The organism is Streptomyces sp. NPDC051183 (assembly GCF_040682455.1).
Lineage (GTDB): Bacteria > Actinomycetota > Actinomycetes > Streptomycetales > Streptomycetaceae > Streptomyces.
The window spans coordinates 39,236-62,296 of record NZ_JBFBBA010000021.1 but is presented as its reverse complement, the minus strand read 5'-3'; the positions used below and the strand labels follow the sequence as shown (position 1 = coordinate 62,296).

The 23,061-nt window shown below is 71.9% G+C and carries 24 protein-coding genes and 3 pseudogenes; 13 read left to right on the top strand and 14 right to left on the bottom strand.

What is annotated here, in order from left to right; all coding sequences use genetic code 11:
- Window positions 1–110 precede the first annotated feature (110 nt).
- Window positions 111–491, top strand: a complete 381-nt coding sequence (locus tag AB0M99_RS20025; RefSeq protein WP_365922152.1) for a DUF6355 family natural product biosynthesis protein — start codon at window positions 111–113, stop codon at window positions 489–491.
- A 114-nt stretch (window positions 492–605) separates the two neighbouring features.
- On the opposite strand, the gene AB0M99_RS20020 is transcribed toward AB0M99_RS20025, so the two are convergent.
- Window positions 606–1,076, bottom strand: a complete 471-nt coding sequence (locus AB0M99_RS20020) for a MarR family transcriptional regulator (RefSeq protein WP_365922268.1) — start codon at window positions 1,074–1,076, stop codon at window positions 606–608.
- Window positions 1,077–1,298: 222 nt separating this feature from the next.
- Here AB0M99_RS20020 and AB0M99_RS20015 point away from each other — a divergent pair, with 222 nt between their 5' ends.
- Window positions 1,299–2,429 carry an NADH:flavin oxidoreductase gene (locus AB0M99_RS20015; protein WP_365922150.1) on the top strand — a complete coding sequence of 377 codons (1,131 nt, stop codon included), beginning with the start codon at window positions 1,299–1,301 and terminating at the stop codon, window positions 2,427–2,429.
- Between the two features lie 169 nt (window positions 2,430–2,598).
- Here AB0M99_RS20015 and AB0M99_RS20010 read toward each other — a convergent pair whose 3' ends face one another.
- On the bottom strand, window positions 2,599–3,045 hold the full coding sequence (locus tag AB0M99_RS20010) for a nitroreductase family deazaflavin-dependent oxidoreductase (protein ID WP_365922148.1): 447 nt from the start codon (window positions 3,043–3,045) through the stop codon (window positions 2,599–2,601).
- A gap of 237 nt (window positions 3,046–3,282) precedes the next feature.
- Here AB0M99_RS20010 and AB0M99_RS20005 point away from each other — a divergent pair, with 237 nt between their 5' ends.
- The gene (locus AB0M99_RS20005) at window positions 3,283–4,617 is read left to right on the top strand and encodes a phytase (protein ID WP_365922146.1); all 1,335 of its coding nucleotides are present in this window, start codon (window positions 3,283–3,285) and stop codon (window positions 4,615–4,617) included.
- Between the two features lie 83 nt (window positions 4,618–4,700).
- Here the strand turns inward: AB0M99_RS20005 and AB0M99_RS20000 are convergent, their stop codons facing one another.
- The 3 genes from AB0M99_RS20000 to AB0M99_RS19990 all read right to left on the bottom strand — a co-directional run bounded on the left by AB0M99_RS20000 (window position 4,701) and on the right by AB0M99_RS19990 (window position 5,920).
- Window positions 4,701–5,099, bottom strand: a complete 399-nt coding sequence (locus AB0M99_RS20000) for a hypothetical protein (RefSeq protein ID WP_365922144.1) — start codon at window positions 5,097–5,099, stop codon at window positions 4,701–4,703.
- A 90-nt stretch (window positions 5,100–5,189) separates the two neighbouring features.
- Window positions 5,190–5,435 (bottom strand): helix-turn-helix transcriptional regulator, encoded by a 246-nt coding sequence (locus tag AB0M99_RS19995; RefSeq protein ID WP_365922142.1) that lies wholly within the window; start codon window positions 5,433–5,435, stop codon window positions 5,190–5,192.
- Entirely contained in the window at window positions 5,435–5,920 is a 486-nt protein-coding gene (locus AB0M99_RS19990; RefSeq protein WP_365922140.1) for a DUF2975 domain-containing protein, read from the bottom strand. The genes AB0M99_RS19995 and AB0M99_RS19990 overlap by 1 nt, the downstream gene beginning before the upstream one ends.
- A gap of 286 nt (window positions 5,921–6,206) precedes the next feature.
- On the opposite strand from AB0M99_RS19990, the gene AB0M99_RS19985 reads away from it, so the two are divergent.
- The 5 genes and pseudogenes from AB0M99_RS19985 (at window position 6,207) to AB0M99_RS19965 (ending at window position 9,382) form a co-directional block, all read left to right on the top strand.
- Window positions 6,207–6,539, top strand: a complete 333-nt coding sequence (locus AB0M99_RS19985) for a hypothetical protein (RefSeq protein WP_365922138.1) — start codon at window positions 6,207–6,209, stop codon at window positions 6,537–6,539.
- Window positions 6,540–6,546: 7 nt separating this feature from the next.
- Window positions 6,547–6,798: pseudogene (locus tag AB0M99_RS19980) on the top strand (cation-transporting P-type ATPase); the annotation flags it as partial.
- Window positions 6,799–6,925: 127 nt separating this feature from the next.
- Window positions 6,926–7,216, top strand: a pseudogene (locus AB0M99_RS19975) (SAM-dependent methyltransferase); the annotation flags it as partial.
- A 274-nt stretch (window positions 7,217–7,490) separates the two neighbouring features.
- On the top strand, window positions 7,491–7,955 hold the full coding sequence (locus AB0M99_RS19970) for an RICIN domain-containing protein (protein WP_365922136.1): 465 nt from the start codon (window positions 7,491–7,493) through the stop codon (window positions 7,953–7,955).
- Window positions 7,956–8,059: 104 nt separating this feature from the next.
- Entirely contained in the window at window positions 8,060–9,382 is a 1,323-nt protein-coding gene (locus AB0M99_RS19965; protein WP_365922134.1) for an alanine racemase, read from the top strand.
- 25 nt (window positions 9,383–9,407) lie between these two features.
- Here AB0M99_RS19965 and AB0M99_RS19960 read toward each other — a convergent pair whose 3' ends face one another.
- Together AB0M99_RS19960 and AB0M99_RS19955 are read right to left on the bottom strand one after the other, a co-directional pair.
- Window positions 9,408–9,842 carry a hypothetical protein gene (locus AB0M99_RS19960; RefSeq protein WP_365922132.1) on the bottom strand — a complete coding sequence of 145 codons (435 nt, stop codon included), beginning with the start codon at window positions 9,840–9,842 and terminating at the stop codon, window positions 9,408–9,410.
- Between the two features lie 59 nt (window positions 9,843–9,901).
- The gene (locus AB0M99_RS19955) at window positions 9,902–10,114 is read right to left on the bottom strand and encodes an HAD-IA family hydrolase (RefSeq protein ID WP_365922266.1); all 213 of its coding nucleotides are present in this window, start codon (window positions 10,112–10,114) and stop codon (window positions 9,902–9,904) included.
- A gap of 30 nt (window positions 10,115–10,144) precedes the next feature.
- Here AB0M99_RS19955 and AB0M99_RS19950 point away from each other — a divergent pair.
- Window positions 10,145–10,600, top strand: a pseudogene (locus tag AB0M99_RS19950) (hypothetical protein); the annotation flags it as partial.
- Between the two features lie 73 nt (window positions 10,601–10,673).
- Here the strand turns inward: AB0M99_RS19950 and lepB are convergent.
- Complete coding sequence (gene lepB / locus AB0M99_RS19945; RefSeq protein ID WP_365922130.1) at window positions 10,674–11,348, bottom strand: signal peptidase I; 675 nt, start codon at window positions 11,346–11,348, stop codon at window positions 10,674–10,676.
- 340 nt (window positions 11,349–11,688) lie between these two features.
- Window positions 11,689–12,063, bottom strand: a complete 375-nt coding sequence (locus AB0M99_RS19940) for a VOC family protein (RefSeq protein WP_365922128.1) — start codon at window positions 12,061–12,063, stop codon at window positions 11,689–11,691.
- 65 nt (window positions 12,064–12,128) lie between these two features.
- Here AB0M99_RS19940 and AB0M99_RS19935 point away from each other — a divergent pair, with 65 nt between their 5' ends.
- Window positions 12,129–13,079, top strand: coding sequence for a YafY family protein (locus AB0M99_RS19935; protein WP_365922265.1), 951 nt, complete (start codon window positions 12,129–12,131; stop codon window positions 13,077–13,079).
- A gap of 12 nt (window positions 13,080–13,091) precedes the next feature.
- On the opposite strand, the gene AB0M99_RS19930 is transcribed toward AB0M99_RS19935, so the two are convergent.
- Window positions 13,092–13,931: a helix-turn-helix transcriptional regulator gene (locus AB0M99_RS19930; RefSeq protein ID WP_365922126.1), complete on the bottom strand. Its 840-nt coding sequence runs from the start codon at window positions 13,929–13,931 to the stop codon at window positions 13,092–13,094.
- A gap of 159 nt (window positions 13,932–14,090) precedes the next feature.
- On the opposite strand from AB0M99_RS19930, the gene AB0M99_RS19925 reads away from it, so the two are divergent.
- The 3 genes from AB0M99_RS19925 (at window position 14,091) to AB0M99_RS19915 (ending at window position 16,242) form a co-directional block, all read left to right on the top strand.
- Complete coding sequence (locus AB0M99_RS19925) at window positions 14,091–14,828, top strand: SDR family oxidoreductase (RefSeq protein ID WP_365922124.1); 738 nt, start codon at window positions 14,091–14,093, stop codon at window positions 14,826–14,828.
- 29 nt (window positions 14,829–14,857) lie between these two features.
- Complete coding sequence (locus AB0M99_RS19920) at window positions 14,858–15,340, top strand: nuclear transport factor 2 family protein (protein WP_365922122.1); 483 nt, start codon at window positions 14,858–14,860, stop codon at window positions 15,338–15,340.
- A 293-nt stretch (window positions 15,341–15,633) separates the two neighbouring features.
- On the top strand, window positions 15,634–16,242 hold the full coding sequence (locus AB0M99_RS19915; protein ID WP_365922120.1) for a response regulator transcription factor: 609 nt from the start codon (window positions 15,634–15,636) through the stop codon (window positions 16,240–16,242).
- Between the two features lie 35 nt (window positions 16,243–16,277).
- On the opposite strand, the gene AB0M99_RS19910 is transcribed toward AB0M99_RS19915, so the two are convergent.
- The 4 genes from AB0M99_RS19910 to lanKC all read right to left on the bottom strand — a co-directional run bounded on the left by AB0M99_RS19910 (window position 16,278) and on the right by lanKC (window position 22,775).
- Window positions 16,278–18,056 carry an ABC transporter ATP-binding protein gene (locus tag AB0M99_RS19910; protein ID WP_365922118.1) on the bottom strand — a complete coding sequence of 593 codons (1,779 nt, stop codon included), beginning with the start codon at window positions 18,054–18,056 and terminating at the stop codon, window positions 16,278–16,280.
- Entirely contained in the window at window positions 18,053–19,885 is a 1,833-nt protein-coding gene (locus AB0M99_RS19905; RefSeq protein ID WP_365922116.1) for an ABC transporter ATP-binding protein, read from the bottom strand. Before AB0M99_RS19905 ends, AB0M99_RS19910 begins: the two co-directional genes overlap by 4 nt.
- Window positions 19,886–19,953: 68 nt before the next feature.
- Window positions 19,954–20,097 (bottom strand): SapB/AmfS family lanthipeptide, encoded by a 144-nt coding sequence (locus tag AB0M99_RS19900; protein WP_365922114.1) that lies wholly within the window; start codon window positions 20,095–20,097, stop codon window positions 19,954–19,956.
- Entirely contained in the window at window positions 20,094–22,775 is a 2,682-nt protein-coding gene (gene lanKC, locus AB0M99_RS19895; protein ID WP_365922112.1) for a class III lanthionine synthetase LanKC, read from the bottom strand. The genes AB0M99_RS19900 and lanKC overlap by 4 nt, the downstream gene beginning before the upstream one ends.
- Window positions 22,776–23,061 lie beyond the last annotated feature (286 nt).

Below are 23,061 nucleotides of genomic sequence, written 5' to 3'. Positions count from 1 at the left end.
CGCCAGCCGGGCGATCCGCCGAAGGCGTGGCCGAAAGGCGATCCTCCGTTCGGTGGGTTTTGTCCACCAGCCCTTCTCCCGGGTACGCGGCACCCGATAGCTGTGGCGTCATGACCTTTCTCAGGGCAAAACTCCGCACAGCAGCCGCCGTCACAGCCGCGCTGACCATCGGCGTTCTGGCGTCGGCGCCGACCTCCGCCGGCGCGCAAACCACCGCAGCCCCGGCCACCCGGGCGTTCTCCCAGGCCGGTGGGACAGCCTTCGCCTCGGGGTGCGGCTGGAACGAGGGCGTGGGCAGGGAACGGGCGTTCTACGAGCACTGCGCCACCGACACCAACGTGTGGATCCAGGTCAAGCGGTGGCCCCGGTCCAACTACCACCGCTGCGTCGGACCCGGCCGCACCAACCTGGACGCCGACGCCACCGGCGCCTGGTACGACAGCGACTTCCGGGGCGGACTCTGCTCCCACCCGGGAGACACCGGGCCCTGACCGGACCCTGACCGCCGGCAGCCACGATCGGTGACGGGCCGCTCGCCCCCGCGCGGGGGCGGGCGGCTCATCCGTGCGAGACTCCGGCAGGTTGCGACCGCTCTCCCGTGACGGTTACGCCCGAGGGACGACTCGCGGGGCCGGCGGTTGGCATGCGGCGCGGACGTCTTCCTCAGTGCGCGGCCAGAACCGTCCTTCGAGGGCCTCCGCACTGCGGTTGAGCCGGACCAGGACGTCTCCCAGCTCCCGCACTTCCTCAGGGGACCAGTCGGCGAGCACCCGGGCCAGGCAGGACCGGTTGACCTCACGGTCTTCGGCGAGCCGGCGCCCGCCCTCAACGGTGATGCGCAGCTTGCGGGCCACGCCGCCGTCCGGGTCCGCGACGCGCTCGGCCAGTCCGCAGCGCAGCAGCGCGGCCGTCTGGCGGTTCACGGTCGAGGTGTCGAGGCCGAAAGCCTCCGCCAATTGCCCTATGGACATGGGGCCTTGCGTGTCGATCCGGCTGAGCAGCAGGTACGCCGACCGCTCCAGGCGTTCGGGGTCGCGCTCGCGCCGGGCCAGTACCTGGTGCCGCGAGAGCAGCATGAGCTCCCGCTCCAGTTTCTCCAGCACCGCGCCTCCCGATCCTTCCGGCGGTCCATTATCGCGCACCTGTGGACCCGCGGACCGGCGGACCCCGGCACGGCCCGGTCTGCGGGCGGTCCGAACGACGGCGCCGGACCCTGCAATATGCATGATACATAGCATGTGTACTATGCACTCCTCGTTGTCACTGCGACGAGCCGCACCTCACCCCGGAGGACCCGCATGACCGTCTCCACGTCCACCGCCTCCCGCGCGGCCGCGATCCTGTCCCGGCCCGTCAAGCTCAACGGCCTGACCGTCCCGAACCGCATCGCGATGGCACCGATGACGCGGATGTTCTCTCCCGGCGGCGTGCCCGGCGAGGACGTGCAGGCCTACTACGCCAGCCGGGCCGCCGCGGGTGTGGGCTTGATCGTCACCGAGGGCACGTACGTCGGTCACGACTCCGCCGGGCAGAGCGACCGGGTGCCGCGGTTCCACGGCGAGGACCAGCTGGCGGGGTGGGCGAAGGTCGCCGCGGCCGTGCACGAGGCGGGCGGCACGATCGTGCCGCAGCTCTGGCACATAGGCATGGTGCGCAAGCAGGGCGAGGCACCGTACGCCGACGCCCCCGCCGTCGGCCCCTCCGGCATACGCGTCGACGGCACCGAGGGGACCGGCAAGGCGATGACCCGCGCCGACCTCGACGACGTCATCGGCGCGTTCGCCGACGCCGCCGCGGAGGCCGAGCGGATCGGCTTCGACGGCGTCGAGCTGCACGGCGCCCACGGCTACCTGCTCGACCAGTTCCTGTGGGAGCGGACCAACCGCCGCACCGACGCCTACGGCGGCGACGCGGTGGCCCGTACGAAGTTCGCCGCGGAGATCGTGGCCGCGGTCCGCGAGCGCGTCCCGGCCGACTTCCCGGTGATCTTCCGCTACTCGCAGTGGAAGCAGGAGGCCTACGACGCACGGCTCGCGCAGACCCCGCAGGAGCTGGAGGCGATCCTGGCCCCGCTGGCGGCGGCCGGCGTCGACGCGTTCCACGCCTCCACCCGGCGCTACTGGCTTCCGGAGTTCGAGGGCTCGGACCTGAACCTGGCGGGCTGGACCAAGAAGCTCACGGGCCGGCCGGCCATCACCGTCGGCTCGGTCGGCCTCGACGGCGACTTCATCCGCGCCTTCGTCGGCGAGGGTGCGGCGCTGGGCGACATCGACAACCTCCTGGACCGCATGGAACGCGACGAGTTCGACATGGTCGCCGTCGGCCGGGCGCTGCTCCAGGACCCGCAGTGGGCGGCGAAGGTCCTCGGCGACCGCTTCGACGAGCTGAAGCCGTACGACGCGGCGGCGCTCAAGTCGCTCAGCCGGTAGCCGGTACCGGTAGCCGCAAGCCCTCCGGACAGCCGGTCCGAGGACGCCCCGTGACATCCGACCGCCGATGTCACGGGGCGTTCGCGTCGGCTGTCCGGCCGATCCGCTCCCCCGCGCCGAATCGGGGCCCGCCCCGATGGCGACGCCATCGTGTGTGTGGCCGCGGTTCCTACCCGTGCGCGGGCTCCAGCACGAAGACGGGGATCACACGGTCGGTCTTCTCCTGATACTCGGCGTACGGCGGATACGCGGCGACCGCGCGCTCCCACCACTCGGCCTTCTCATCCCCGGTGATCTCACGGGCCGTCATGTCCTGGGGTACGGGCCCGTCCTGGAGCACCACGTGCGGGTCGGACTTGACGTTGAAGTACCAGACCGGGTGACGCGGGAAGCCGCCCTTCGAGGCCACGGCCGCGTACCGCCCCTCGTGCTCCACGCGCATCAACGGGATCTTGCGGATCTTGCCGCTCTTCGCGCCGCGCGTCGTGAGAATGACGACGGGCAGGCCGGTGTCCCAGAGCGTCGATCCCTGCGTACCGCCCGATCTTTCGTACAGCTCGACCTGATCGCGCACCCACTGCGCCGGACTCGGCCCGTACTCGCCCTCAATGGGCATCGCATTCACCCCATCGTCACGTCATGAAGTGTGCTGCACGACAGCTGGTCGGGTAAAACGCACAGTCCCTGCGGACGCGCCCGCGGGAACGACCCGATTTCATGGCGTGATCATGTGCGCGTCACATCCTCTCCATGGTCGCTACCCGCGGGTAGACCACGGTTTGGGGCGAGCCGCCACGCTGCACTCGTGGCAGGGCCGCACCCTGAACCCCGTGAGCAGGAGACCATGATGAGTGTGACGTCGAAAAGGCAGATGACGGCCGCGGCCGCAGCGACCCTTGTGGTGCTGGGAGTGGTCGCGGTCCCCGCGCACGCAGGTGAGGACCGCACCGCGACGCCGTCGCTGCCCCAGGTGGCGGCCTCCGTGGAGACGCCGTCGCTCTTCGGCGACGAGGCGGGCGGCAACGCCGACGCCGACGACCCCGCGATCTGGCGCAACGCGAAGAACCCCGACCGCAGCCTGGTCATCGCCACCGCCAAGGAAGGCGGCCTGCGGGTGTACGACCTGGACGGCCGCGAGGTGCAGGCCATCGCGGCCCCGCAGCCGCCCCGCGCGGGAGACAAGCCCGGACGTTTCAACAACGTCGATCTGATCACCGGCATGCGCTTCCCCGACGGCCGCCACGACGTGGCCGTGGTCTCCGACCGCGGCCGTGACCAGCTGCGGATCTACCGCATCGACCCCGGTCGGCGCGCGGCCCCGCTGGTCGACGTCACCGACGAGACGGCCGCTCCGCACGTCTTCTCCTCCGGACAGGACGAGGTCAACGAGCAGCGCAGCGCCTACGGCCTGACCGCGTACACCGACCGCCGCAGCGGCCGTTCCTTCGCGGTCGCCAGCCGGCGCAACGCCTCCTCCCTCGCGCTGGCCGAACTCCGGCCGAACGCGCACGGCACGGTCGGCTACCGCACGGTCCGCACCCTCACCCTGCCCTCCTCCTTCACGCTGCCCGACGGGAAGTCGTGGACGCCGTGCGGTGAGCCCGGTGAGGGGCCCCAGGTCGAGGGCATGGTCGTGGACCCCGACACCGGCGACCTGTACGCCGGGCAGGAAGACGTCGGCATCTGGAAGCTGGACGCCGACCTGCAGTCCGCGCCCCGCCTGATCGAGAAGGTCCGCTCCTTCGGCGTGCCCGGCACGTTCAACCCGGAGACGGAGGAGTGTGACGCGGGCGAGGACCCCGGCTTCGGCGGTCAGCACATCTCCGCCGACGTGGAGGGCCTGACGATCTGGCGCGACCCCAAGAACCCGCGACGCGGCGGCTACCTGCTGGCCTCCAGCCAGGGTGACAACACCTTCGCCGCGTTCGAGCGCACCGGCGGCAACGAGTACGTCAAGGGGTTCCGCATCGCCGCGGGGGACAGGCCCGGCACCCCTGATGGCTCGGAGGAGTGCGACGGCGCCGCCGTGACCAGCGAACCCCTGGGCCGGAAGTTCCCGAACGGCCTGCTGGTCGTCCAGGACGGCCACAACACGCCCGTCACCACCGACCCCGGTGGCGAGGCCCGCACCGACACCAACTTCAAGTTCGTGGACCTGGGCCGCCTGAAGCGCGCGACACGCCTCTGACCCTCGTACGCCGAAGGCCCCGCCGCCATGTGACCGCGGGTTCATGTGGCGGGCCGGCAGGGCCAGATACTCCCGGGCGGCTGCTACGGGGAGGCGAGGGGGACGGTGATGGCGAGGTGGCCGTCGCGATCCGGTCGAGGGGTGTCGAGGGCGTCCATGCGGGTGGCCAGGTGGGCGATGACACGGCTGGTGAGTGACCCGTCCGGAGCGGCAGTGCCCTCCGGGGGCAGACGGGTCTCGTCCGCAGTCGGGGGGTTGGCGCCGAAGTACCGTGCCGTGTCCTCGTTGACGGTCCAACAGGCGAGCGAGACCTCGGCCCGTCCGGGTTCCCCGGCACGTACGCGGACGTGGGCGCACATGGTGAAGCCGTCTCCGCCGAAGGTAACCGTCGTGGAGGGTTCCCGGCCGTCGGTGCACTCGCGCATCAGCTCCCGCACGGCCGGCTCTACGACGGCTCGCGCCATCGGTTCCGTGTAGACCATCTGTTCTCCCCCTCAAGAACCGAAGTGGGCCGGGCTGGGCCCTCAACGACTGTGCCTACCCCGAACACACGGTACGCACCGTGGGCAGCGTCATCCTCCCGCGGTGTCCTCGGCTTCCTCGGCTTCCTCTTCCTCGGCTTCCCAGCGCAGCAGGTCGCCCGGCTGGCATTCGAGTACCTCACAGAGCGCGGCGAGCGTGGTGAAACGCACCGCCTTGGCGCGGCCGTTCTTGAGGACGGCCAGGTTCGCGGGGGTGATCCCCACACGCTCCGCGAGCTCCCCCACGGACATTTTCCGGCGTGCCAGCATCACGTCGATGTCGACGGCGATCGGCATCAGATGACCTCGTCCAGCTCGGCCCGCATCTCCGTCGCTTCGACATCGCGCGCGACGGCCTGGGCCAGCAGCGCGCGCAGCACGAGTACGAAGAGCGCGACCCCCAGGATGGCCAGGCCGACCCCAGCCATGATGACGGTGACGCCCGGGTCCTCCCGCTGGCCCGGCGCGTTGATGGCCGTGACCGCGAACCACAGGAGGGCGACGACCACGATCGAGCCGATCACGACGTCGACGTACCGGAAGGCGGCGTGGGAGAACACCGTTCCGCGTCGCACCATCGTCACCAGCCGCCATACGCAGACCAGGGCGACCTGGACCGAAACCAAGCCCGTGATCGTGATCAGGCGGAGCGGGGTGAGCGGGAGCGACCCGTCCTCCGGGTCGGTGGCCAACGCCCACACCATCAACACCTGTACGCCCACGCTGCCCGCGAGCAGCACCACGAGCACGGCGCGCAGCGCCCATACGGTCAGCTTGCCCATGACTCATCCCTCCATCGATTCACGATGGGAACCTATCGAGTTTCGATAGGTTAAGCAAGGGCTGGACGTCGACTCACTGACGCGAGGGCCCAGGGCGCTCTCACTTTCGTTTACGAAACGTCCCGGACCGGCAGCCCTAGGCCTCTCGAAGAGGGGCCGTTCGCGGCCCCTGCCAGGCTTTCCACGGCGGTCTCCTGGAAGAGGTCGGAGTGAGACCGGGCACCGGCCCCGTGGCACCGCAGCAACTGCGGATGTGAAGTCCAGCACCGGTCGTGAGGACAACGCGATGAGCGCAACCGACGAATTCACTTCCCGCACCGCCCCCGAGGCCATCCACGAGTCCTACGCCTTCACCTGCCTCGACTGCGGGTACGGCTGGGAGAAGCAGTACGACGTCCACCACTACATCGACGGCACCGGTGTGCAGCGCACGCTCTGCACCGTGGACGGCGACCGCGTCCCCTCTCCCCTGACCCGCTCCGAATGCGCCGCCTGCGGCGGCTCCGTCATCCGCATCCTGCGCGCCGGCACGGTTTCGAACGCCCGCATGGCCATGACCAGTGGCGCCCGCCCGATGGAGATCCCCTCGTTCCTCTCCCTGCTGCACGGAAGCAAGTGACCCCGACATGAGCACGGACATCGTCCCCTCCGTCCCCGCGGCGCCCGCCGCCCCCTCCCCCTCCGCCGAACAGGCCGAGCCGGAGGAGCACGAGGATCTTGAGCGCCCGGCCTCCTGGCCGGACGGCCTGACCACCGTCGAGGCACACCGCCTCCTGCGGGAGCACGGCCCGAACGAGATCGCCGAGGAGCACAAGAGCCCGCTGCGGGAGTTCCTCGGCTACTTCTGGGCCCCGATCCCCTGGATGATCGAGACGGCCCTGATCCTCTCCGTCGTCGTCCAGCACTGGGTCGACGTCGTCATCATCGGCGTGCTCCTCGCGATCAACGGCGTGGTGGCCTTCCTGGAGGAGCACAAGGCGGCCAACGCCATCGCCGCCCTCAAGCCTGCCGCCCGGCCAGGTCGCGGTGCCGTTCGACGTCTCCGAGCAGCATCTCGGCTTCGACACCTTCGACCTGGTCGAGCAGATCCTCGTCTCGCACCACTTCACCCGCGACGGCGAAGACGGCCGCTACCGTCGCGACAACTCCCGGCACCGGTACGCCTGGCCGGCGGAGCTCGACCTGATGGCACGGATCGCCGGGCTCGAACTGGAACGTCGCGTCGCGGACTGGGACGGGAAGCCGTTCGCCCAGGACTCCGCGAAGCACATCTCCGTGTGGCGCAAGCCGGCCTGAGGTCGACCACCGGGCCAAGCCGTCTTTTCCGGATCCTGCCCGGCCGGCCGCAGGGCCAGGGCGGCCGCGGCGGCCATGCCCAGCACCGCGATGGCCGCGCCCGAGGGCCGAAGCGTCCCGACCGCTGCGCCGATGCCGAAGCCGACCGTCACGACCTCGCCCACGGGGCGGGCAGCAACGGGCGGCTTCGCCCTCGGCGTACTTACCCTCCGGGCCCGCGTTGGGCAGACTCGGTGTCGGCTCGGCGATCGGCGCCGAGCGGAGGAGGACTGTCGTGTTACTGAAGAAGAAGCTGGCTGCTGTAGGGGTGGGCGTGGTGGTCGTCGTGGGCCTGAGCAGCACACCGGCGAGCGCGACGCCGTCGAGCTCCGCCTTCCAGGATCGGTCTTCGCCCGCGAAGTGCCTGGACTTCCGGGCCGACTTCGGCCCGTACGTCACGACGTGCAACTACGATTCGTACCAGGTGTGGTACTGGGACAACGCGATCGCGCACACCGCGTTGCGGCAGAGGGCGACCAAGCTGTGCCTCACGCTGCGCAACGGTCAACCGACCATGAAGCCCTGTGCCGCCGCTGACCAGGCGGCGCTGTGGGCCGTTGACGACACGTCGACCGCCGGTGCGCTGATCAAGAACAAGGTGAGCGGCAGGTGTCTCGCCCGGATGGAGAACGACCGCGTCAACGCCACGACGTGTACCGGGGGTGCCTCGCAACGATGGGACGTCATCAACGGCTTGTGATCGCTCTGGGGCTGGGCCGGGTGGCGTAGTCGACATCGCGCTGTCGGTGCGGGCGCGCTAAGAATAGGAGACGGCAGCCCGGGACCGCGCACGAGGAGACGACCATGCCTCAGGACGTTCGGCCCGTGCCGTTCAGCGGCCCGGAAACCCTCTCGCGCGAGGAGATCGAATCCATCGCGCGGCTTCTGCCGTACCTGTCGTACGGCGTGGACGGGCTGGAGCTGGAGGGCGTGCCCGTGCGTCGGCTGTGGAACGGATCCCGGCCCTTGCTGCTTCACCTGCCGCAACGCGCCGTCGACAACTTCACGGCCTTGCACGCGGCGTTCTCGGCGCACTTCGACGTGCGGGTCCACTGCGCGGTCAAGGCGTGCTACGTGCCGGAGGTCCTGCGCGCCCTACGCGCCGCGGGCGCCGGCATCGAGGTCATGAGCGATCTGGAGTGGCGTCTTGCCCGAAGCGCCGGCTTCACCGCCGACCGGATCGTCTCCGACAGCATCGCGCGCCCTGTCGATCACCTGGAACGCCTGCTGCGCGCTCCACACGTGACGATCAGTGTCGACGGCGAGCGGGAACTGGAAAGCGTCGAGTGGCACGCGAAGCAGTTCGGTGCACGGCCGACGATCGTCATCCGGGCGAACCTCCTGCCCGCCGACGAATTCTTCTCCACGAGCTCCAAGCTCGGAACGGAACCGAACGAGGCGTACGCGCTGCTGGAGCGGGCCGCAGCCTCACCCCACCTCGACCTGGCCGGCATCCACGCCCATCAGCTCATTCACTGCGCCGGCGTGGCCCGGTTCGCCGCCCAGGCCGGCGCAGCCGCGGAGCTCGCCGCCGCGTTCGCCACCCTTCAGGGCACACGCCTGAGAGTGATCAACCTGGGCGGCGGCCTGGAGTCCCGGTTCCTCATGGAACGCGCCGGGACCTCCTGCCAGGACCTTGCCGCCGCGGCCCGGGAGGCCATGGGGCCCGCCCCGCCGGGATACCGGCTCTTGTTGGAGCCGGGCCGTTTCGTGTTCGCCGACGCGGCCGTCGCCTTGACCGGCATCATCGCCGAGCGTCGCAAGAGCGGCCAGGACTGGCTGATCACCGCAGTGGCCGGCAATCTGCTCAGACCCGTCCGCGACCGTTCCTTCCCTCCCCTTCCGGTGCGCTGGTCGGGAGATCGTCCCTGGCGCCGGTGGCACGTCGGCGATCCCACCTCCACCCCTTCACGACTGTGGCTCGACGCACTGCTTCCGGAGGACGTGGCGCGAGACGGCCTGGCTCTGCTCGACGTAGGGGCGTACACGGCGGTACGGGCGTCCCTGTGGGGCTCCGAGCTGCCCGACATGGGTATCTTCCACGACGGGGACGTCGAGATCACGTTCGGTGAGGCCCAGCAGGCAGCGCTCGCCCGGGCCCTCTACGGAGTGGATCTCGACTGGTGAGGTCGTCCGCGGCCGCACGACCCCGTCAGTACGTGGGGCAGAGGTTGGCCTGAACCGCTACGAGGATGCCGGCGCTCTTCGTGGTCCCGAACCCCTCGGGGTGGTTGGGCCCGGTGAAGCGGCTCTCCACCTGTGCGACGCGCTTAGTGACGTCCTGCTCGTCCTTCATGGCTTGGCACTGGCTGAGCCCGCGGCTGACGGCTTTGTCGTCCTTGCCGTCGACGATCTCGGGGTCGATCTTGTTGAGCGCGGCGAGGTAGGCGGCGCGCTGTGCGGGCGGCGGGCTCGGGGGGATGCCTGCGGAGGAACGGGTCGCCTCGATGTCCACGCTTGCCGACGGGGTGGCGACGGCCGACGGCGAGGCCTTGGCCGCGTCAGCGGGCTCGGGGTCGCTGGAGCAGCCGGTCAGAGCGAGCAGGGCCGCCGCGGCGATGCCGGTGATCACGTGGTGTGTACGCATCAGGACATGATGGGCGCCCGGGCATGCGGCAGCGAAATCCGCGACGCCGACGGTCACGGCTATGTGAGGGCTTTCCTCAGGTCGGCGGCGGTCCTGAACAAGTGCCCTTGCAGGCCGAGGGATCGTGCGGCGTCGATGTTCTCCGGGCGGTCGTCGACGAAGAGGATGCGGCCGGGTTCGAGGCCGAGGGCGTGCAGGCACTCGTAGGCGCCCGGCTCGGGTTTGGCATGGCCGATGCGGCAGGAGAAGGCGCGGACCTGGAAGTGCTTCAGCCAGGGGTGCCGTTGTTCGAAGTGGACGGCGACCGGGTGACCGCCCGCATCGGCGCCGCCCCGGTCCTGCGCTACGGCGCCACCGTCGCCGCGACCGGTCTGACTCTGACCGCCCTCTCCCCCAACGTCCCCCTGGCCCTGACCGGTTGGACCCTGATGGGCATCGGCCTGTCCGGCTGCGTCCCCCAGCTCTTCAGCGCCGCCGGCCACCTCGACCCGGACGCCGCCGGTACGAACGTCTCCCGCGTCGCCGGCCTCGGCTACCTCGGCATGCTCGCCGGGCCGGCGGTGATCGGGCCCATGACCCACCTCGTACCGCTCGACCTCACGCTCTTCCTGCCCGTCGCGTTCTGCGTCATCGCCGCCTGCGCCGCCAAGATCCTCAAGGCTCCGGCCGTATCACCCGCCGGGAAAGCGGCCGCACTGGCCGCCGGGCCGCACCAGCCGGCCATTGCCGAGACCGGAGGGGCGTCGTCCGCCAGGTGATCCCTGGAGTCGGACGTACGCCGAAGGCCCCCGCGAGCAGCAGCTCGCAGGGACCTTCGGGTTCCGTCGTGCGCTACGGCTGGTCGACGTGCACGGCGCCCCACACGGGTCCCGTCGGCGCGGGCTTGCGCCGCCGCACCACCAATGCGGCGATCCCCAGCCCGATCCCCACCGGAAGGAGACACACCCCGGCGAACATCGACAGGCCGAGGGCCACGGACGTCGGACTCTCCTGGTCCTCCTCGATACCGATCACGGCCGACACCGGCAGCGTGCCCTCGTTGCTGTCCGGGTGGAAACGGGAGTCCGCCGAGTTGCCGCGGTTGTCGCCCAGGATGTAGACCCGGCCCTGCGGCACGGCGACGTCGAAGGGCACCCCGCCTGCGCCGGGGGCGTACTTCACGTAGGGCTCGTCGAGCCGTTGCCCGTTGAGGGTCAGGGACCCGTCCCCCATCGCGTACGAGATGCGGTCGCCGCCGACCGCCACCACGCGGCCGAGGAACGGGCCCTCCAGCCCCCACGCGCCCGGGTCGTACATCACCACCTCGCCCCGCCGGACCTCGGACGGGTCCTTGCGCAGGACGACGAGGTCGCCGTGGACGAGGGTGGGCTGCATGTTGTCGCTGACCTGATGGGTTGCGGTGAACCGGCTCAGCATCAACGCGACCGGTCCGCCGATCAGGGCGACGCCCAGCACCAGCAGGACGATCGCCCAGATGCCTCTTCTACGCCCAGGCCTGTGTTGCATGACTCCGTAAACCCCTCCCAGCAGCACTAATGGCCAGAAGGCTACGGTCTGGCCGAAATCGCTTTGCGGCCGGGTATGCGGATCACCTCGCACCGAGAAGCTCTTGGTGGCCGCCTCGGGTCGGGAAGGGCGCCGCGGTGGACGGCTTGGGCGTCCGTACGGCCGCAGGCAGACGTACTGCAAGGGCACCTGCGGACACGCATGGCACAACCTGCCCAAGCCCACCGAAGAGCCGTAACAGGCCGCGATCGCCCACGGCCGCACCCGATGGGAGCGCGTACCCCGGCCTCCTCGACGGGGCGGGGTGCGCGTCGGAGCCGGGCTCTCGCGCTGCCCGCGCTCAGATTGCGTGCGTCGAGAGGCAGAAGGGGTGGCCCGCCGGGTCCAGGAGGACCCGCCATGCGTCGGGTCGCGGCTGGAAGGACGGCAGGGCTGCGCCCAGGGCGAGCATTCGCTCCTGCGCGGCGTCCAGGTCGTCGACGCCCAGTTCGAGGTGGGCCTGCTTGCTGTGGGTGGGGTCGGGCCAGGCCGGAGGCCGGTAGCCCGCCTGGTGGACGAAGCCGAGCCCGGGGGCTCCCTCCCGCCCGAGCAGGACGAAGTCGTCGCTGCGGTACAGCACGGGCAGGTCCAGGGCATCGCCGTAGAAGCGGGCCAGCTCGGCCGGGTCGAGGCAGTCGAGGTCGAAGGAAAGCAGTCGGATCTCCGGGGTGTTCATGGGACCGGACCGTAGGCCATGACCCTGACAGGTCCTGTCCTGGTCATGCGGAACACTGGGTGACTGTGATCAGGACCTCCTCCCGTCTGCTGCGCTTGGTGTCGCTGCTGTCCGTGCGCCCCGAATGGACCTGCCGCGAACTGGCCGAGCGCATGGCGGTCACCGACCGCACCGTCCGCCGGGACATCGCCCGGCTGCGGGACCTGGGCTACGGAGTCGAGTCCGCGCCCGGCCCCTGGGGCGGCTACCGGCTCAGCCCCGGCGCCCGGATGCCGCCGCTGGTGCTGGACGACGAGGAGGCCCTGGCCGTGGCTGTCGCCCTGCGCGAAGCCGCGCTCAGCGGAGTGCTCGGCACCGGGCAGGCCGCCCTATCCGCGCTGCTCAAGCTCCGCCAGAGCCTGCCCGCACGCCTCGCGGACCAGCTGAGCACACTGGACGGGACGCTCGAACACACTCCCCGTTCCGGCGAGCCGCAGATCGACACGCTGGTGCTGCTGGAACTGGCGCGCGGCTGCCACAGCGCAGTGCGGACCACCCTCTCCTACCGGGACCACGCCGGCCGGGCCTCCGTGCGGGCCGTCGACCCGTACCGCCTGGTCCACACCGGCCTGCGCTGGTACTTGGTCGCCCGGGACGTCGCCAAAGGGGAATGGCGTACGTTCCGCGCCGACCGGGTGGTGAGCGTACGACCGACCACCGAGCCGGCCGACCTGGCCCATCCGCCCGATGCCGCGGCGCTGGTCTCCTGGGGGATCGCGAGCGTCGTCTACCCGGTGTACACGACGGTCCGCCTTCCGCTCCCCCTGGAGCGCGCCCTGCAAAAGATCCCTCCCACCATCGGCACGCACAGCCCTGACGGCCCCGGGGCCACCGTGGTCCGGATCGGCGGCAACAGCACGGACCAGCTCGCTGCCTACCTCCTCGGCCTGGCCACACCGCTCACCGTGCTCGCCCCGGACGAGGTGCGTCAGGCAATCGTCCGCCACGCCCAGGCTCTCCTGACGGCCAATCGCTGACAGCGGCGACCATCAGGGCGAAGCCCACTGCGCGGTGGCGTGGAGGGTGCCGAGGAGGGTGAGGGCCTGGGCGCCGGGACCGGCGGGTTCGGCCTGGTAGACGACGAGTTGCTGACCCGGTGCCTCGCGTACGTCGAAGGCCTGGTAGGTCAGGGTCAGGGGGCCGACGTCCGGATGGAGGAGGTGCTTGACGTCCGAGGTCTTGCCCCGTACCGCGTGGGTGTGCCACAGGCGGGTGAACTCCGCGCTCTGGTCGGCGAGTTCCCGTACCAGGCTTCGTAGGCGCGGGTTGTCGGGATCGAGGCCGGCCGCCTCGCGCAGGTGGCTCACCACGGCTTGCGCCGTGTCGGCCCATCGGGTGTGGAACCGTCGTCCCGCCGGATCGAGGAAGACCATGCGGGCGAGGTTGTCGGCCGGGTCGAAGGGCGAGTACAGGGCTTCGGCGAGGGTGTTCGCCGCGAGGACGTCCAGGGCCCGGTTGATGACGAACGCCGGGGCTCCCGGGTAGCCGTCCAGCAGTTGGCGCAGGGCGGGCCCGACCTGGTCCGGGGCGGTGGGCGTGAGCACAGCGGCCGGTGTCGTCCCGGCCAGCCGGTGCAGGTGCGCGCAGGCGTCGGGGCCGAGGCGCAGGGCGCGGCCGAGGGCGTCGAGCACCTGGGCCGAGGGGTGGCGTTCGCGTCCCTGTTCCAGGCGCGTGTAGTAGTCCGCGTTCACACCCGCCAGGACGGCGACCTCTTCCCGGCGCAGTCCGCTGACCCTGCGCACGCCGTGGCCGCCGGGCATGCCGATGTCTTGGGGGCGCAGGCCCGCTCGGCGGGCGCGGAGGAACTCTCCCAGCTGGTTGTCGGGCATGTCGTCAGGCTAAGGGACGGCGACGAGGTGCTGCCTGGGTGCGGTGCACCCAGGCAGTGCCCGTCCTGGTCGGTGCGCCGCGGCCTGCCCAGACTCGGTGGTGCGAGCGGGGCGAACTCTCCTGACCCTGCCGCCTTTTGGCCGAGAGGAGCAGCAGGAATGAAAGACGCAGCCAAGGTCGTGGCGATCACCGGAGCGAGCAGCGGGATCGGGGAGGCGACCGCCCGCCGGCTCGCCGCCGACGGGCACCGGGTGTTCCTCGGCGCGCGCCGCACCGACCGTCTCGACGCTCTGGCCCGTGAGATCACCGCCGACGGAGGTGCCGCGGCGTACGGCCGGCTGGACGTCACGGACGCCGCCGATGCGATCGCTTTCGTATCCGCCGCCCGCGAGCGGTTCGGCCGGGTGGACGTGATGGTCAACAACGCGGGGGTGATGCCGCTCTCGCCGCTCGCCGCGCTGAGGGTCGACGAGTGGGACCGGACGATCGACGTGAACGTGCGGGGTGTCCTGTACGGGATCGCCGCCGCGCTGCCGGTGATGCGCGCCCAGGGCGGCGGGCACTTCGTGAACATCGCCTCCGTCGGCGCGTACGAGGTCTCTCCCACGGCCGCCGTGTACTGCGCCGGCAAGTTCGCCGTCCGCGCGATCTCCGAGGGACTGCGCCAGGAGTCCGCGGACGGCAGCATCCGCGTCACCCTCGTCTCCCCCGGCGTGACCGAGTCCGAACTCGCCGACGGCATCGGCGACCCCGCTGCCAGGGAGGCCATGAAGGCCTACCGCGCCGTGGCTCTGCCGGCCTCCGCCATCGCCGACGCCATCGCGTACGCCGTGTCCCAGCCGGCGCATGTCGACGTCAACGAGATCGTGGTCCGGCCCGCCGCGAGTGCCCAATGACCCTCCGCCCCTTCACGAAAGCCGCCGATATGACCCAACTGCCCCACACCGCCGACGTCAACGCCAACAACTATCTGTCCCGCAGATTGCGGGCCCTGGAGGACAAGGAAGCACTGCGCGCGCTGATGATCCGCGGGTGGCGGGCGCTGGACCGCAAGGACTGGCAGGCCTGGTCCAACTGCTGGGCCGATGAGGCGGTGTTGGAGTTCACTCCGTGGGGGACGATCCGCGGGCGGGAGGCGATCAGGGCCAAGGTGGAGGAAGCCGAAGCACCGTACCCCACCATGCAACACCACATCCTCAACACGCACTTCGAGGTGGCGGGAGAGGTGGCCACCGGAATCGGCTACATGTGGTTCGTGACCGACCCCGCCCCCGGGACAGCAGCCTCCCCCTACTCCATCGGCGGGCCGTACGAATGGGAGTTCCGGCGGGAGGGGGACGGCTGGGTCGTGCTCCGCCAGAGGGTGGGCGTCTGGTGGACCGCGGGCGAGGACCCGGCCGCCGCCTGATCGCCGAGCCTGCCGCGTGAGGCGCGTCGTGTGAGGCGCGTCGTGTGAGGCGCGTCGTGTGAGGCGTGCCGCGTGAGGCCGCGTCGTGTGGGCAGTGTCGCATCGCCGGAGCTCTCCGCGTGAAGACGGGGCCGCTGTTCAAGTGGGTTACTCGCCGAAGAGAAACGGAATCCTTGGGAATCTCGGCCAAGTTGGCCGTACGCCCCTGCACGCCCCCCGCAGTGACGTTCCATCACCCCTGTACGGGGGCAACCGCGTGGTGCCGTTGGTTCGTTCACCGAGGAGAGCACACGATGACGAAGGTTCTCGTCCTGCACAGCGTCAGCCTCGTCAGGTCGGCACTGGCCGCCCTGCTGAGATCGGAAGGGTCCTTCGAGGTCACGTCGGCGGGCTGGCGCGCCGCGGTGCGCCAGTCCGAGTCCTTACGACCAGACGTGACGGTGGTCGACCTGGACTGTCCGGGCACGACTGCCGTTCTGACCGACAGCGGGCGTGCGGGCCGACGGGCCCTCTCGTCCCCGTCCCCGGTGCTGGTGCTCGCCTCGACCGGCGCACCCGGTGCGCTGCACCGGGCCTTCCGGGCCGAGGCCCGCGGTTACGTCGACAAGGACGGCTCGCCGGGACGGCTCGTACGTGCCGTCCGGAAGGTCGCCTCGGGAGAGCGGTTCATCGACGCCTCGCTGGCTTCCGCCTTCATGGAGGCCGACCCCGTACCGCTGAGCCCCCGGGAACTGAGTGTGCTGACCAGGGCCGCGGAGGGCGATTCCATCGCCGAGATCGCCCGCGCACTGCACCTGGCGACCGGTACGGTACGCAACTACATCGCGGCGGCGACCCGCAAGGCCGGCGCCCGCAATCTCATCGACGCCATCCGGATATCCCAGGAGGCGGGCTGGGTCTGATCCGCGGCCGCCGGCGGACGGGTGCCGCAGTCCCCTCACCACTCGTCCGTCGCCCGGGTCCACCTCCCCACCAGTTCGCGGTACAGGGGCGAGCCGGCGGGGAGTTCCGCGTGCGTGCCGCACACGGCGCGGGTTCCGTCGAGGACGAGGACCCGGTCTGCGCGGGCCGCGGACGAGACGCGGTGGGCCACGACGACCAGGGTGCCGGGCCGGTCCGCGAGGGCCCGCTCGGCACGCTCCTCCGTACGCGGGTCCAGGTGGCAGGTGGCCTCGTCGAGCAGGAGCAGCGGGGCCGGCGAGAGGTAGGCGGCGGCCAGCGCGAGGTGCTGGCTCTCCCCTCGGGACAGCAGTCGGGGGGACAGCTCGGCGTCCAGACCGCCCAGCCGCGCCACCAGGCCCTCCAGACCCAGGGCGTCGACGGCGCGCAGTACCTGGGCGTCCCCGGGTCCGGAGCCGTCCGGGCCCGTGGCGAGGTGGGTCAGGTTCTCCCGGACGGTGCCGGTGAACACGTATGCCTGTTGCGGCAGCAGGGTCCGCCGCGGGTCCGGTCCCGAGGCGCCCGCTTCCCGGCCGGCGGGCGCGCCGGCGACGAGGACCGTCCCCGCGTCGGGTGACAGCATCCCGGCCAGCAGCGCGGTGAGCGTGGACTTGCCGATGCCGCTCGGGCCGACCACGGCGAGGTGCTCCCCCGGCCTCACCACCAGGTCGAGGGCCTCCAGTACGGGAGCGGCTCCGGGTCCGTAGGCGAAGGTGACCCCCCGGAGCTCGGCCGCGGCGGCGTTCTGCGGGCCGGAGTGACCGGTCACCTCTGGTGTCCCCGTTTCCGCACGGCGGCCTGCCGGCGTCGGCGGCACCGGATCGCAGAAGCGTTCGAGCACCACCAGCAGCCGAGTTCCGGCGGAACCCACCGCGGTCATCAGGGAGTTGAGGGCGGGCAGCAGGGCCTGCACCACGTAGGTGAGGCCTCCGGCCAGCGTGCCGGCGGTGATCCCCCGTCCGAGCAGCCAGGGCGTCGCGGCGAGGAGGGCGATCACCGGCAGCCGGCCCGCCGTGCCCAGGGCCAGGGTCCGCAGAGCCGCCCAGCGGGCGAGCTCGCGCGCCAGCCGCTCCTGGGTGGCGATCAGCGGCTCCACCCGGGCCTCTGTCGCCGCCTGTCCGCCGCAGGCGACGACGTCGCGCAGCCCCTCCCCCAGCGCCGCCACCCGGTCCGACAGGGCTTCGTCGGTGTCCAGGGAACGGCGCTGTACGGATGCCATGGGGCGGAGCGTGGCCAGGAAGGCGGCAGCGCCGAGCAGCAGGGGCGGCAGCACGATCAGCAGCAGTACGGGGGCCAGGGCGGCCATGCCCGCGAGGGCGCCCACCGCGGTGAACACGAACGAACGTGCCGTCAGGACCAGCCCCGCGAAGGAATCCCGGGCCATTTCCGTCTGCTGTGTCAGCCGGGCCACGGCGCCCGTGTCGGGGGCGCGAGCGGGGTCGGCGACCGCGCGGTCCAGTGCCTGCCGTACCGCGCGCCGGACCAGGCCGTCCCGCAGCGGCTCCACGAGGTCCGAGAGGCCGGCGAACACGCCGCGCAGCGCGAACCCGCCGAGCAGTGCCCCGGCCCCGGCCGCGGCCAGCCAGGCGAGGCCGGTGGCGGTGCGGCCGGCGAGGAAGCCGTCGTCGAGGGCGCGGGCCACACCGTAGCCGCCGAGGAACGTGTGCGCGGACTCCAGGAGCGACCAGGCCGCCAGCTTCCCCAGTGCGCCCTTGCGGCCGCGCAGGAACCGTCGGGCCTCGGGTGCCACCCGGCGCCAGGCCTCGCGCTCGGTCACCGTGCCACCTCCCGGTCGGCCTCCGTTGCCGCTTCGGCTTCCGCCGCGGCTCCCGTCTGCGCGTCGGCGGCGAACACCGCCCGGTAGGCGGGTTCGCGGCGCCACAGTTCGTCGTGCGTGCCGGTCGCCCGCACCCGCCCCTGGTCGAGCCATACGACGTGGTCGGCGCCGGCGGCGGACGAGAGACGGTGCGCCACCACGATCCGGGTGCCGGGCCGGACCTCGTGGGCGAGCGCCCGCTCGACTTCGCGGGCCGTGACGGTGTCGAGGCTGGAGGTGGCGTCGTCCAGCACGAGGAGCCGGCCCGCGCGGCAGAACGACCGGGCGAGCCCGAGGCGTTGGACCTCACCGCCGGACAGCGGGGCGTCGGCGAGGCAAGTTTCGTAGCCGTAGGGCAGGCGTCGTACGAACTGGTCCGCGCGCGCGGCGCGGGCCGCGGTGCGGACCTCCTGCGGGTCGGGGTCCGGAGGCGGTCCGAATCCGATCGCACCGCTGACCGTCTCGCCGAGCAGCACGGGCCGGTCGAAGGCGTATCCGACCTCGCGGCGCAGTGTTTCGGCGCTCAGCGCCCGCAGGGGTACGCCGTCCAGCAGTACCTCGCCGGCGTCCGGGTCCGTCAGCCGTCCGGCCACGGCGGCGAGGAGCGTCTTGCCCGCGCCGGACGGGCCCACCACGGCGAGGCTGGTGCCGCCGGGAACCACCAGGCTGATGTCGTGCAGGACCGTGGATCCGCCGCGCAGGACCCGTACATCGCGCAGTTCCAGGGTTCCGGGGCCGTCCTGCGGCAGCTCCGCCCGGCCGTGGTCGAGTACGGGCAGGGCCAGGAGGGCGGCGGTGCGGCGGGCGGCGGCCCGGCCGCGGACCACGGCCGCCAGGCCTCCGGTCACAGCGCCGATGCCGGCGGCGAGCGCGGCGTACCGGGATGCGGCGAGGAGTTCGCCGACGCCGATGGCCCCGGCCGACAGGCGGATGCCGCCGACGGCGAGGACCACGTACAGCAGCATGGGCATCAGGGCCGCGGACCGGGCGGTCGTGCCGCCGAAGACCTGCCACATGCGCCTGCCCTCGGCACCGAGCTCGGGCAACTGCGCGAGGATCCGCGCGCGTTCGCGCTCCGCGGTACCGGCGGCGGCGATCGTGCGCGCCCCGGCCAGTGCCTCGATGAGGCGGCCGGCGGTCGCGAGCTGCACCTGCTGGTAGCGGGCGACGCTGGTGAAGGTGGAACGGGCGAAGGCCCGCAGCAGGAGCACCAGCAGCGGAACGCCGAGGAGGAAGGCGAGCGCCGTCCACACGTCGATGAGGAAGAGCGCGGCCACCGCACCGAGCGGCGGCAGGAGTGCGGCGACTGCGTGCGCGGCGGCGGCGGGGACCTTCCCGGCCTCGGTGGCGTGTGCGGTCAGCCGGGCGGCGGTCTCACCGGGTGCGTGGCGGGCCGCGTGGTGCGGGGCCGTCCGCAGCAGCCGGCCGAGCCCGAGCCGGCGCAGCCTGGCTGTGGAGCGGCCGTCCACCGAACCGGTCAGCCGTACGGCGGCGGCGTCCAGCGCCACCTCGGCCGCGATGACCAGGGCGCACAGCAGTGTCCAGGCGGGGCCCGAAGGGGACCGGCGGAGCAGCAGGTCGAGGGTGTGCCCGAGGACGGCGGGTTCGGCCAGTGCTGCCGCGGCGGCCGCCACCGCGCAGCCCAGGACGGCGGCGGTGCGCCCGGCGCTGTGCCGGGCCGCCGCCACGAGTGCCCGGTCGGCGGTGTGGACCTCGGCCCGAGCCCGTTCCTGCACCGTGTCGGCCACCGTGTCGACCGGAGCGTCGGCAGCCGCGTCGGGTGGGCTCATCGGCGGTTGCCTCCAGTGATGTGGTGCGGGCCCGGGCGGCGAACCGCCCGGGCCCGGGGCGACCTGGGTCAGTTACAGGTCGTGATGCTCAGGCTGCTGTCGCCGCAGAGGAGCAGGCTGGCCCGGCTGCCGCCGCCACCGCCGCCGCCCAGCGCGGCCTCGGTGATCTCTTCCTTGGGGGTCTCCATCGACTGCAGGTCAAGAAGCGTCATGTCAGATTCCTCTTCTTCTCTCGAGTGGTGCGATGGGTCACGGCCCCGGACGGGACCGGCTCGGGGGCCGCCGCGCGCTCGCGCAGCGGCGGGAGGAACGGCAGGTGCGCGCGCCCGCCGGGCGCGGCGCTGCCGAGGGCGAGGAGTGTGCCGGCCGTGCCCGTGGCGAGGTCCATGGACAGACGCATCATCTGCTCGCCGGGGAAGGCCAGATGTCCCTGGTACGGCACGGCGTGCCGGGCCAGTGCGTCGATCTGGCGGGTGATGTCCTCGGGCCCGGTGCCCGGGCCCGGCGTGGTGGTCCGGGCCAGGTGGAGGATCATCCCGGCGGCGCCGCGCATCAGCCCGGGCTGGGCGTAGAAGGTCGCCTGCGCCGCCCGTACGATCTCGCGCCTGGCCTGTTCGAAGCGCTCGTCCGGGCCGTGCTCCAGCCAGTCGTCGAGCACCATGCCGATGCCGACGCTGCCCTCGCCGAGGTACGGCATGGTGCGCCAGCCCTCGTTCACCTGGAGGGTGCCGTACGCGCTGGTGACGCAGCGGTCGAGGTCGCGGCGGAGGGCGTGGGCGGCCTGGGTCAGCAGCTCCTTGTCGCCGGTGCGCTCGTACAGCCGCACGAAGAGCAGGGCCGGGCCGGAGTTGCCGTACAGCAGTCCCGCGCGGGTGGGCCACTGCTCCGGCCGGGCGATGAGTTCGGCACAGCGCAGGGCCGCGGTGTGCAGTTCGCCCGCTCCGCTCGCGGTGCCGAGGGCGTCCAGGGCCAGGCCGATGCCGGCGAGTCCGCTGTGCAGGTCGGGGCCCGCGCTCTCCCAGGGCTGGTGCAGCAGCTGGTCGGCGAGGGCGAGGGCGCGGCCGTGGTGTCCGAGCCGGTGCAGCGTCCAGGCCGTGCCGGCCAGGCCGTCGTAGAAGCCGAGCGGGGTGCCGGAGAGCGGCTCCGCGGTCCGGTCGAGCAGCCATTCCTCGGCCTCGGGCCAGGGTTCCGCGCCGGTCTCGGCTAGGGCGTGGAGCACCCCGGCGATCCCGTAGCCGAAGCCGATGCCTCCCCAGGCGGACGCGAACTGGGCGATGTCGCCCGGGACGAGGCGGTCCTGGCGGTCCGGGGTGGCGCAGGCGCGCAGGGCCGCGGTCATGGACGTACGGGCGGCGGGCCATTCCCGTGGCTCGACGGGCAGGTACGGCGCGGGCGGTCCCGGCCTGGGGGCGGCTTGCCCGGCGTGCTCGGTCTGCGCGGCGTGCTCGGTCTGCGCGGCCCGCCCGTCTTGAGGGGCGCCGGCCAGGATCTCCTCGACGGCCTCGTCGAGGAACGACCGTGGTACCGGGAACTGCTCGGCGGCCACGGCGGCCAGGTGTGCGGCCTTGCTCCGGTCCAGGACGAGCAGGCTGGTGAGCGGGAGGAACAGGGCGAGCCGCAGGCAGGCGAGGGCGTAACGGTCGACGGAGAACCCGCGCCGCTCCGCGGGGGCGACGAAGGCGGGGTTGGCCACGGTCTGCCGCAGCCCCTCGTCGACGTGCGCGGCGGCTTCGAAGTCCAGGAGTGCGACGGAGGGTTCGCCCGACTCGTCCTCCGCCACCATGATGTTGAAGAGGTGGAGGTCGTTGAAGACCACGCCGCGGGCGTGTACGGCCTCGACGGCTTCCGTGACCCGCTGGTGGATCCCCAGGGCCCACTCGGTGTACGAGGCCAGCTCGGCGGGGTCGGGATCGGCCTCGATCAGGGGATGGCGGCGGGCGAAGTAGGTGTTGAGCGGTTTGCCCGCGAGGTGTTCCAGCACCAGGAAGTGGTGGCCGCCGACCGTGAAGGTGCCGCGGACCGCGGGGACGCAGTCCAGGCCCGCCAGCCGTTCCAGCGCGGCCTGTTCGCGGTGCAGCCGGGTCACGGCGTCCGCGCCGTCGGCCGCGAGGCCGGCGTACGGGCGGGCCTCTTTGAGGACCACGGTCTCGCCGGTGCGGCTGTCCTTGCCGACGTAGACCCCGCCGCCGTTGGAGAAGTGCAGCGCGCGCTCGACCGTGAAGGGGATGCCGGTCAGGGTGGCCTCGGAGCGCGCCGCGAGGTGCGGTTTCAGGAAGTCGGGCAGGTCGAGCCACTCGGGCGGCTGGAAGACCGGCTCGCGCCGGTCCGGTACGAGCCGCCCGTCCGGGGTCTCGATCGCCGGGACCAGGTCGCCGCGCTCGTCGTAGCAGTGCCGCAGGGTGAAGCTGCCGTAGCGCAGGTGGACCGGTCCGGCGCCCCAGCGCAGATCGCTGAGGATGTACGGGCCGGCCGCGCCCGCCAGCGAGGCGTCGAGGTCCTGTGCGATCTGTCGGCACTGCTGCTCGTCGGCCGGGTACACGGTGATGAACTTCCCGCTCGCAGCACGGTCGGCGTACTTGGCGTTGCGCAAGTGCAGCAGGTACCGGCTCGGTATGAACTTGAAGGCGATGCCCCGGGCGGTGCAGTACTCGTACACCTTCGTCAGCAGCGACTCGGCGTTGTCGAGCGTGGCCGAGACGTGGATCTTCCAGCCCTGCGCGGGCAGTCGGGCACCTTCGGGGCGCAGCGCGAGCCAGTCGCCGCTGCGGTGCGAGCGCCACCCCGAGGGGACGGGGGCGTCGGCGGCCGGATAGCTCGCACCGGCCCGCCGGTACGGCACGTCGTAGAACCAGCGGTCGGCGTCGCAGAAGGCGGCGTACCCCTTGTTCACACCTGCTCCCTCGGTCGGTGGCAGACATGACCGTGTCACGCCGGGTGGCCGCGGCGACAGTTGCTGCTGTCACCGATGGGGTGTGCAGTACTCACGAGTCACGAGGCGCCCTTCAGCGCGATGACCACCGGGTGATTTACATATTTTGTCGGATTTGTTGCAGAACCGATACAGCTCGCTCCGCCTCCGGAGGCGCATTTTCAGACGGCATCGGAGAAAACTGGTCGGCCAATACCCGCCAGGAATCACGACATTGAAAGCAGGACCTTCATACGTGTCCGATCTG

Bases quoted from the DNA above. Each gene is read 5' to 3' on its own strand.
- AB0M99_RS20025 (WP_365922152.1), top strand. From the start codon at position 111: ATGACCTTTCTCAGGGCAAAACTCCGCACAGCAGCCGCCGTCACAGCC.
- AB0M99_RS20020 (WP_365922268.1), bottom strand. From the start codon at position 1,076: ATGCTGCTCTCGCGGCACCAGGTACTGGCCCGGCGCGAGCGCGACCCC.
- AB0M99_RS20015 (WP_365922150.1), top strand. From the start codon at position 1,299: ATGACCGTCTCCACGTCCACCGCCTCCCGCGCGGCCGCGATCCTGTCC.
- AB0M99_RS20010 (WP_365922148.1), bottom strand. From the start codon at position 3,045: ATGCCCATTGAGGGCGAGTACGGGCCGAGTCCGGCGCAGTGGGTGCGC.
- AB0M99_RS20000 (WP_365922144.1), bottom strand. From the start codon at position 5,099: ATGGTCTACACGGAACCGATGGCGCGAGCCGTCGTAGAGCCGGCCGTG.
- AB0M99_RS19995 (WP_365922142.1), bottom strand. From the start codon at position 5,435: ATGCCGATCGCCGTCGACATCGACGTGATGCTGGCACGCCGGAAAATG.
- AB0M99_RS19990 (WP_365922140.1), bottom strand. From the start codon at position 5,920: ATGGGCAAGCTGACCGTATGGGCGCTGCGCGCCGTGCTCGTGGTGCTG.
- AB0M99_RS19985 (WP_365922138.1), top strand. From the start codon at position 6,207: ATGAGCGCAACCGACGAATTCACTTCCCGCACCGCCCCCGAGGCCATC.
- AB0M99_RS19965 (WP_365922134.1), top strand. From the start codon at position 8,060: ATGCCTCAGGACGTTCGGCCCGTGCCGTTCAGCGGCCCGGAAACCCTC.
- AB0M99_RS19960 (WP_365922132.1), bottom strand. From the start codon at position 9,842: ATGCGTACACACCACGTGATCACCGGCATCGCCGCGGCGGCCCTGCTC.
- lepB (WP_365922130.1), bottom strand. From the start codon at position 11,348: ATGCAACACAGGCCTGGGCGTAGAAGAGGCATCTGGGCGATCGTCCTG.
- AB0M99_RS19940 (WP_365922128.1), bottom strand. From the start codon at position 12,063: ATGAACACCCCGGAGATCCGACTGCTTTCCTTCGACCTCGACTGCCTC.
- AB0M99_RS19930 (WP_365922126.1), bottom strand. From the start codon at position 13,931: ATGCCCGACAACCAGCTGGGAGAGTTCCTCCGCGCCCGCCGAGCGGGC.
- AB0M99_RS19925 (WP_365922124.1), top strand. From the start codon at position 14,091: ATGAAAGACGCAGCCAAGGTCGTGGCGATCACCGGAGCGAGCAGCGGG.
- AB0M99_RS19920 (WP_365922122.1), top strand. From the start codon at position 14,858: ATGACCCAACTGCCCCACACCGCCGACGTCAACGCCAACAACTATCTG.
- AB0M99_RS19915 (WP_365922120.1), top strand. From the start codon at position 15,634: ATGACGAAGGTTCTCGTCCTGCACAGCGTCAGCCTCGTCAGGTCGGCA.
- AB0M99_RS19905 (WP_365922116.1), bottom strand. From the start codon at position 19,885: ATGAGCCCACCCGACGCGGCTGCCGACGCTCCGGTCGACACGGTGGCC.
- AB0M99_RS19900 (WP_365922114.1), bottom strand. From the start codon at position 20,097: ATGACGCTTCTTGACCTGCAGTCGATGGAGACCCCCAAGGAAGAGATC.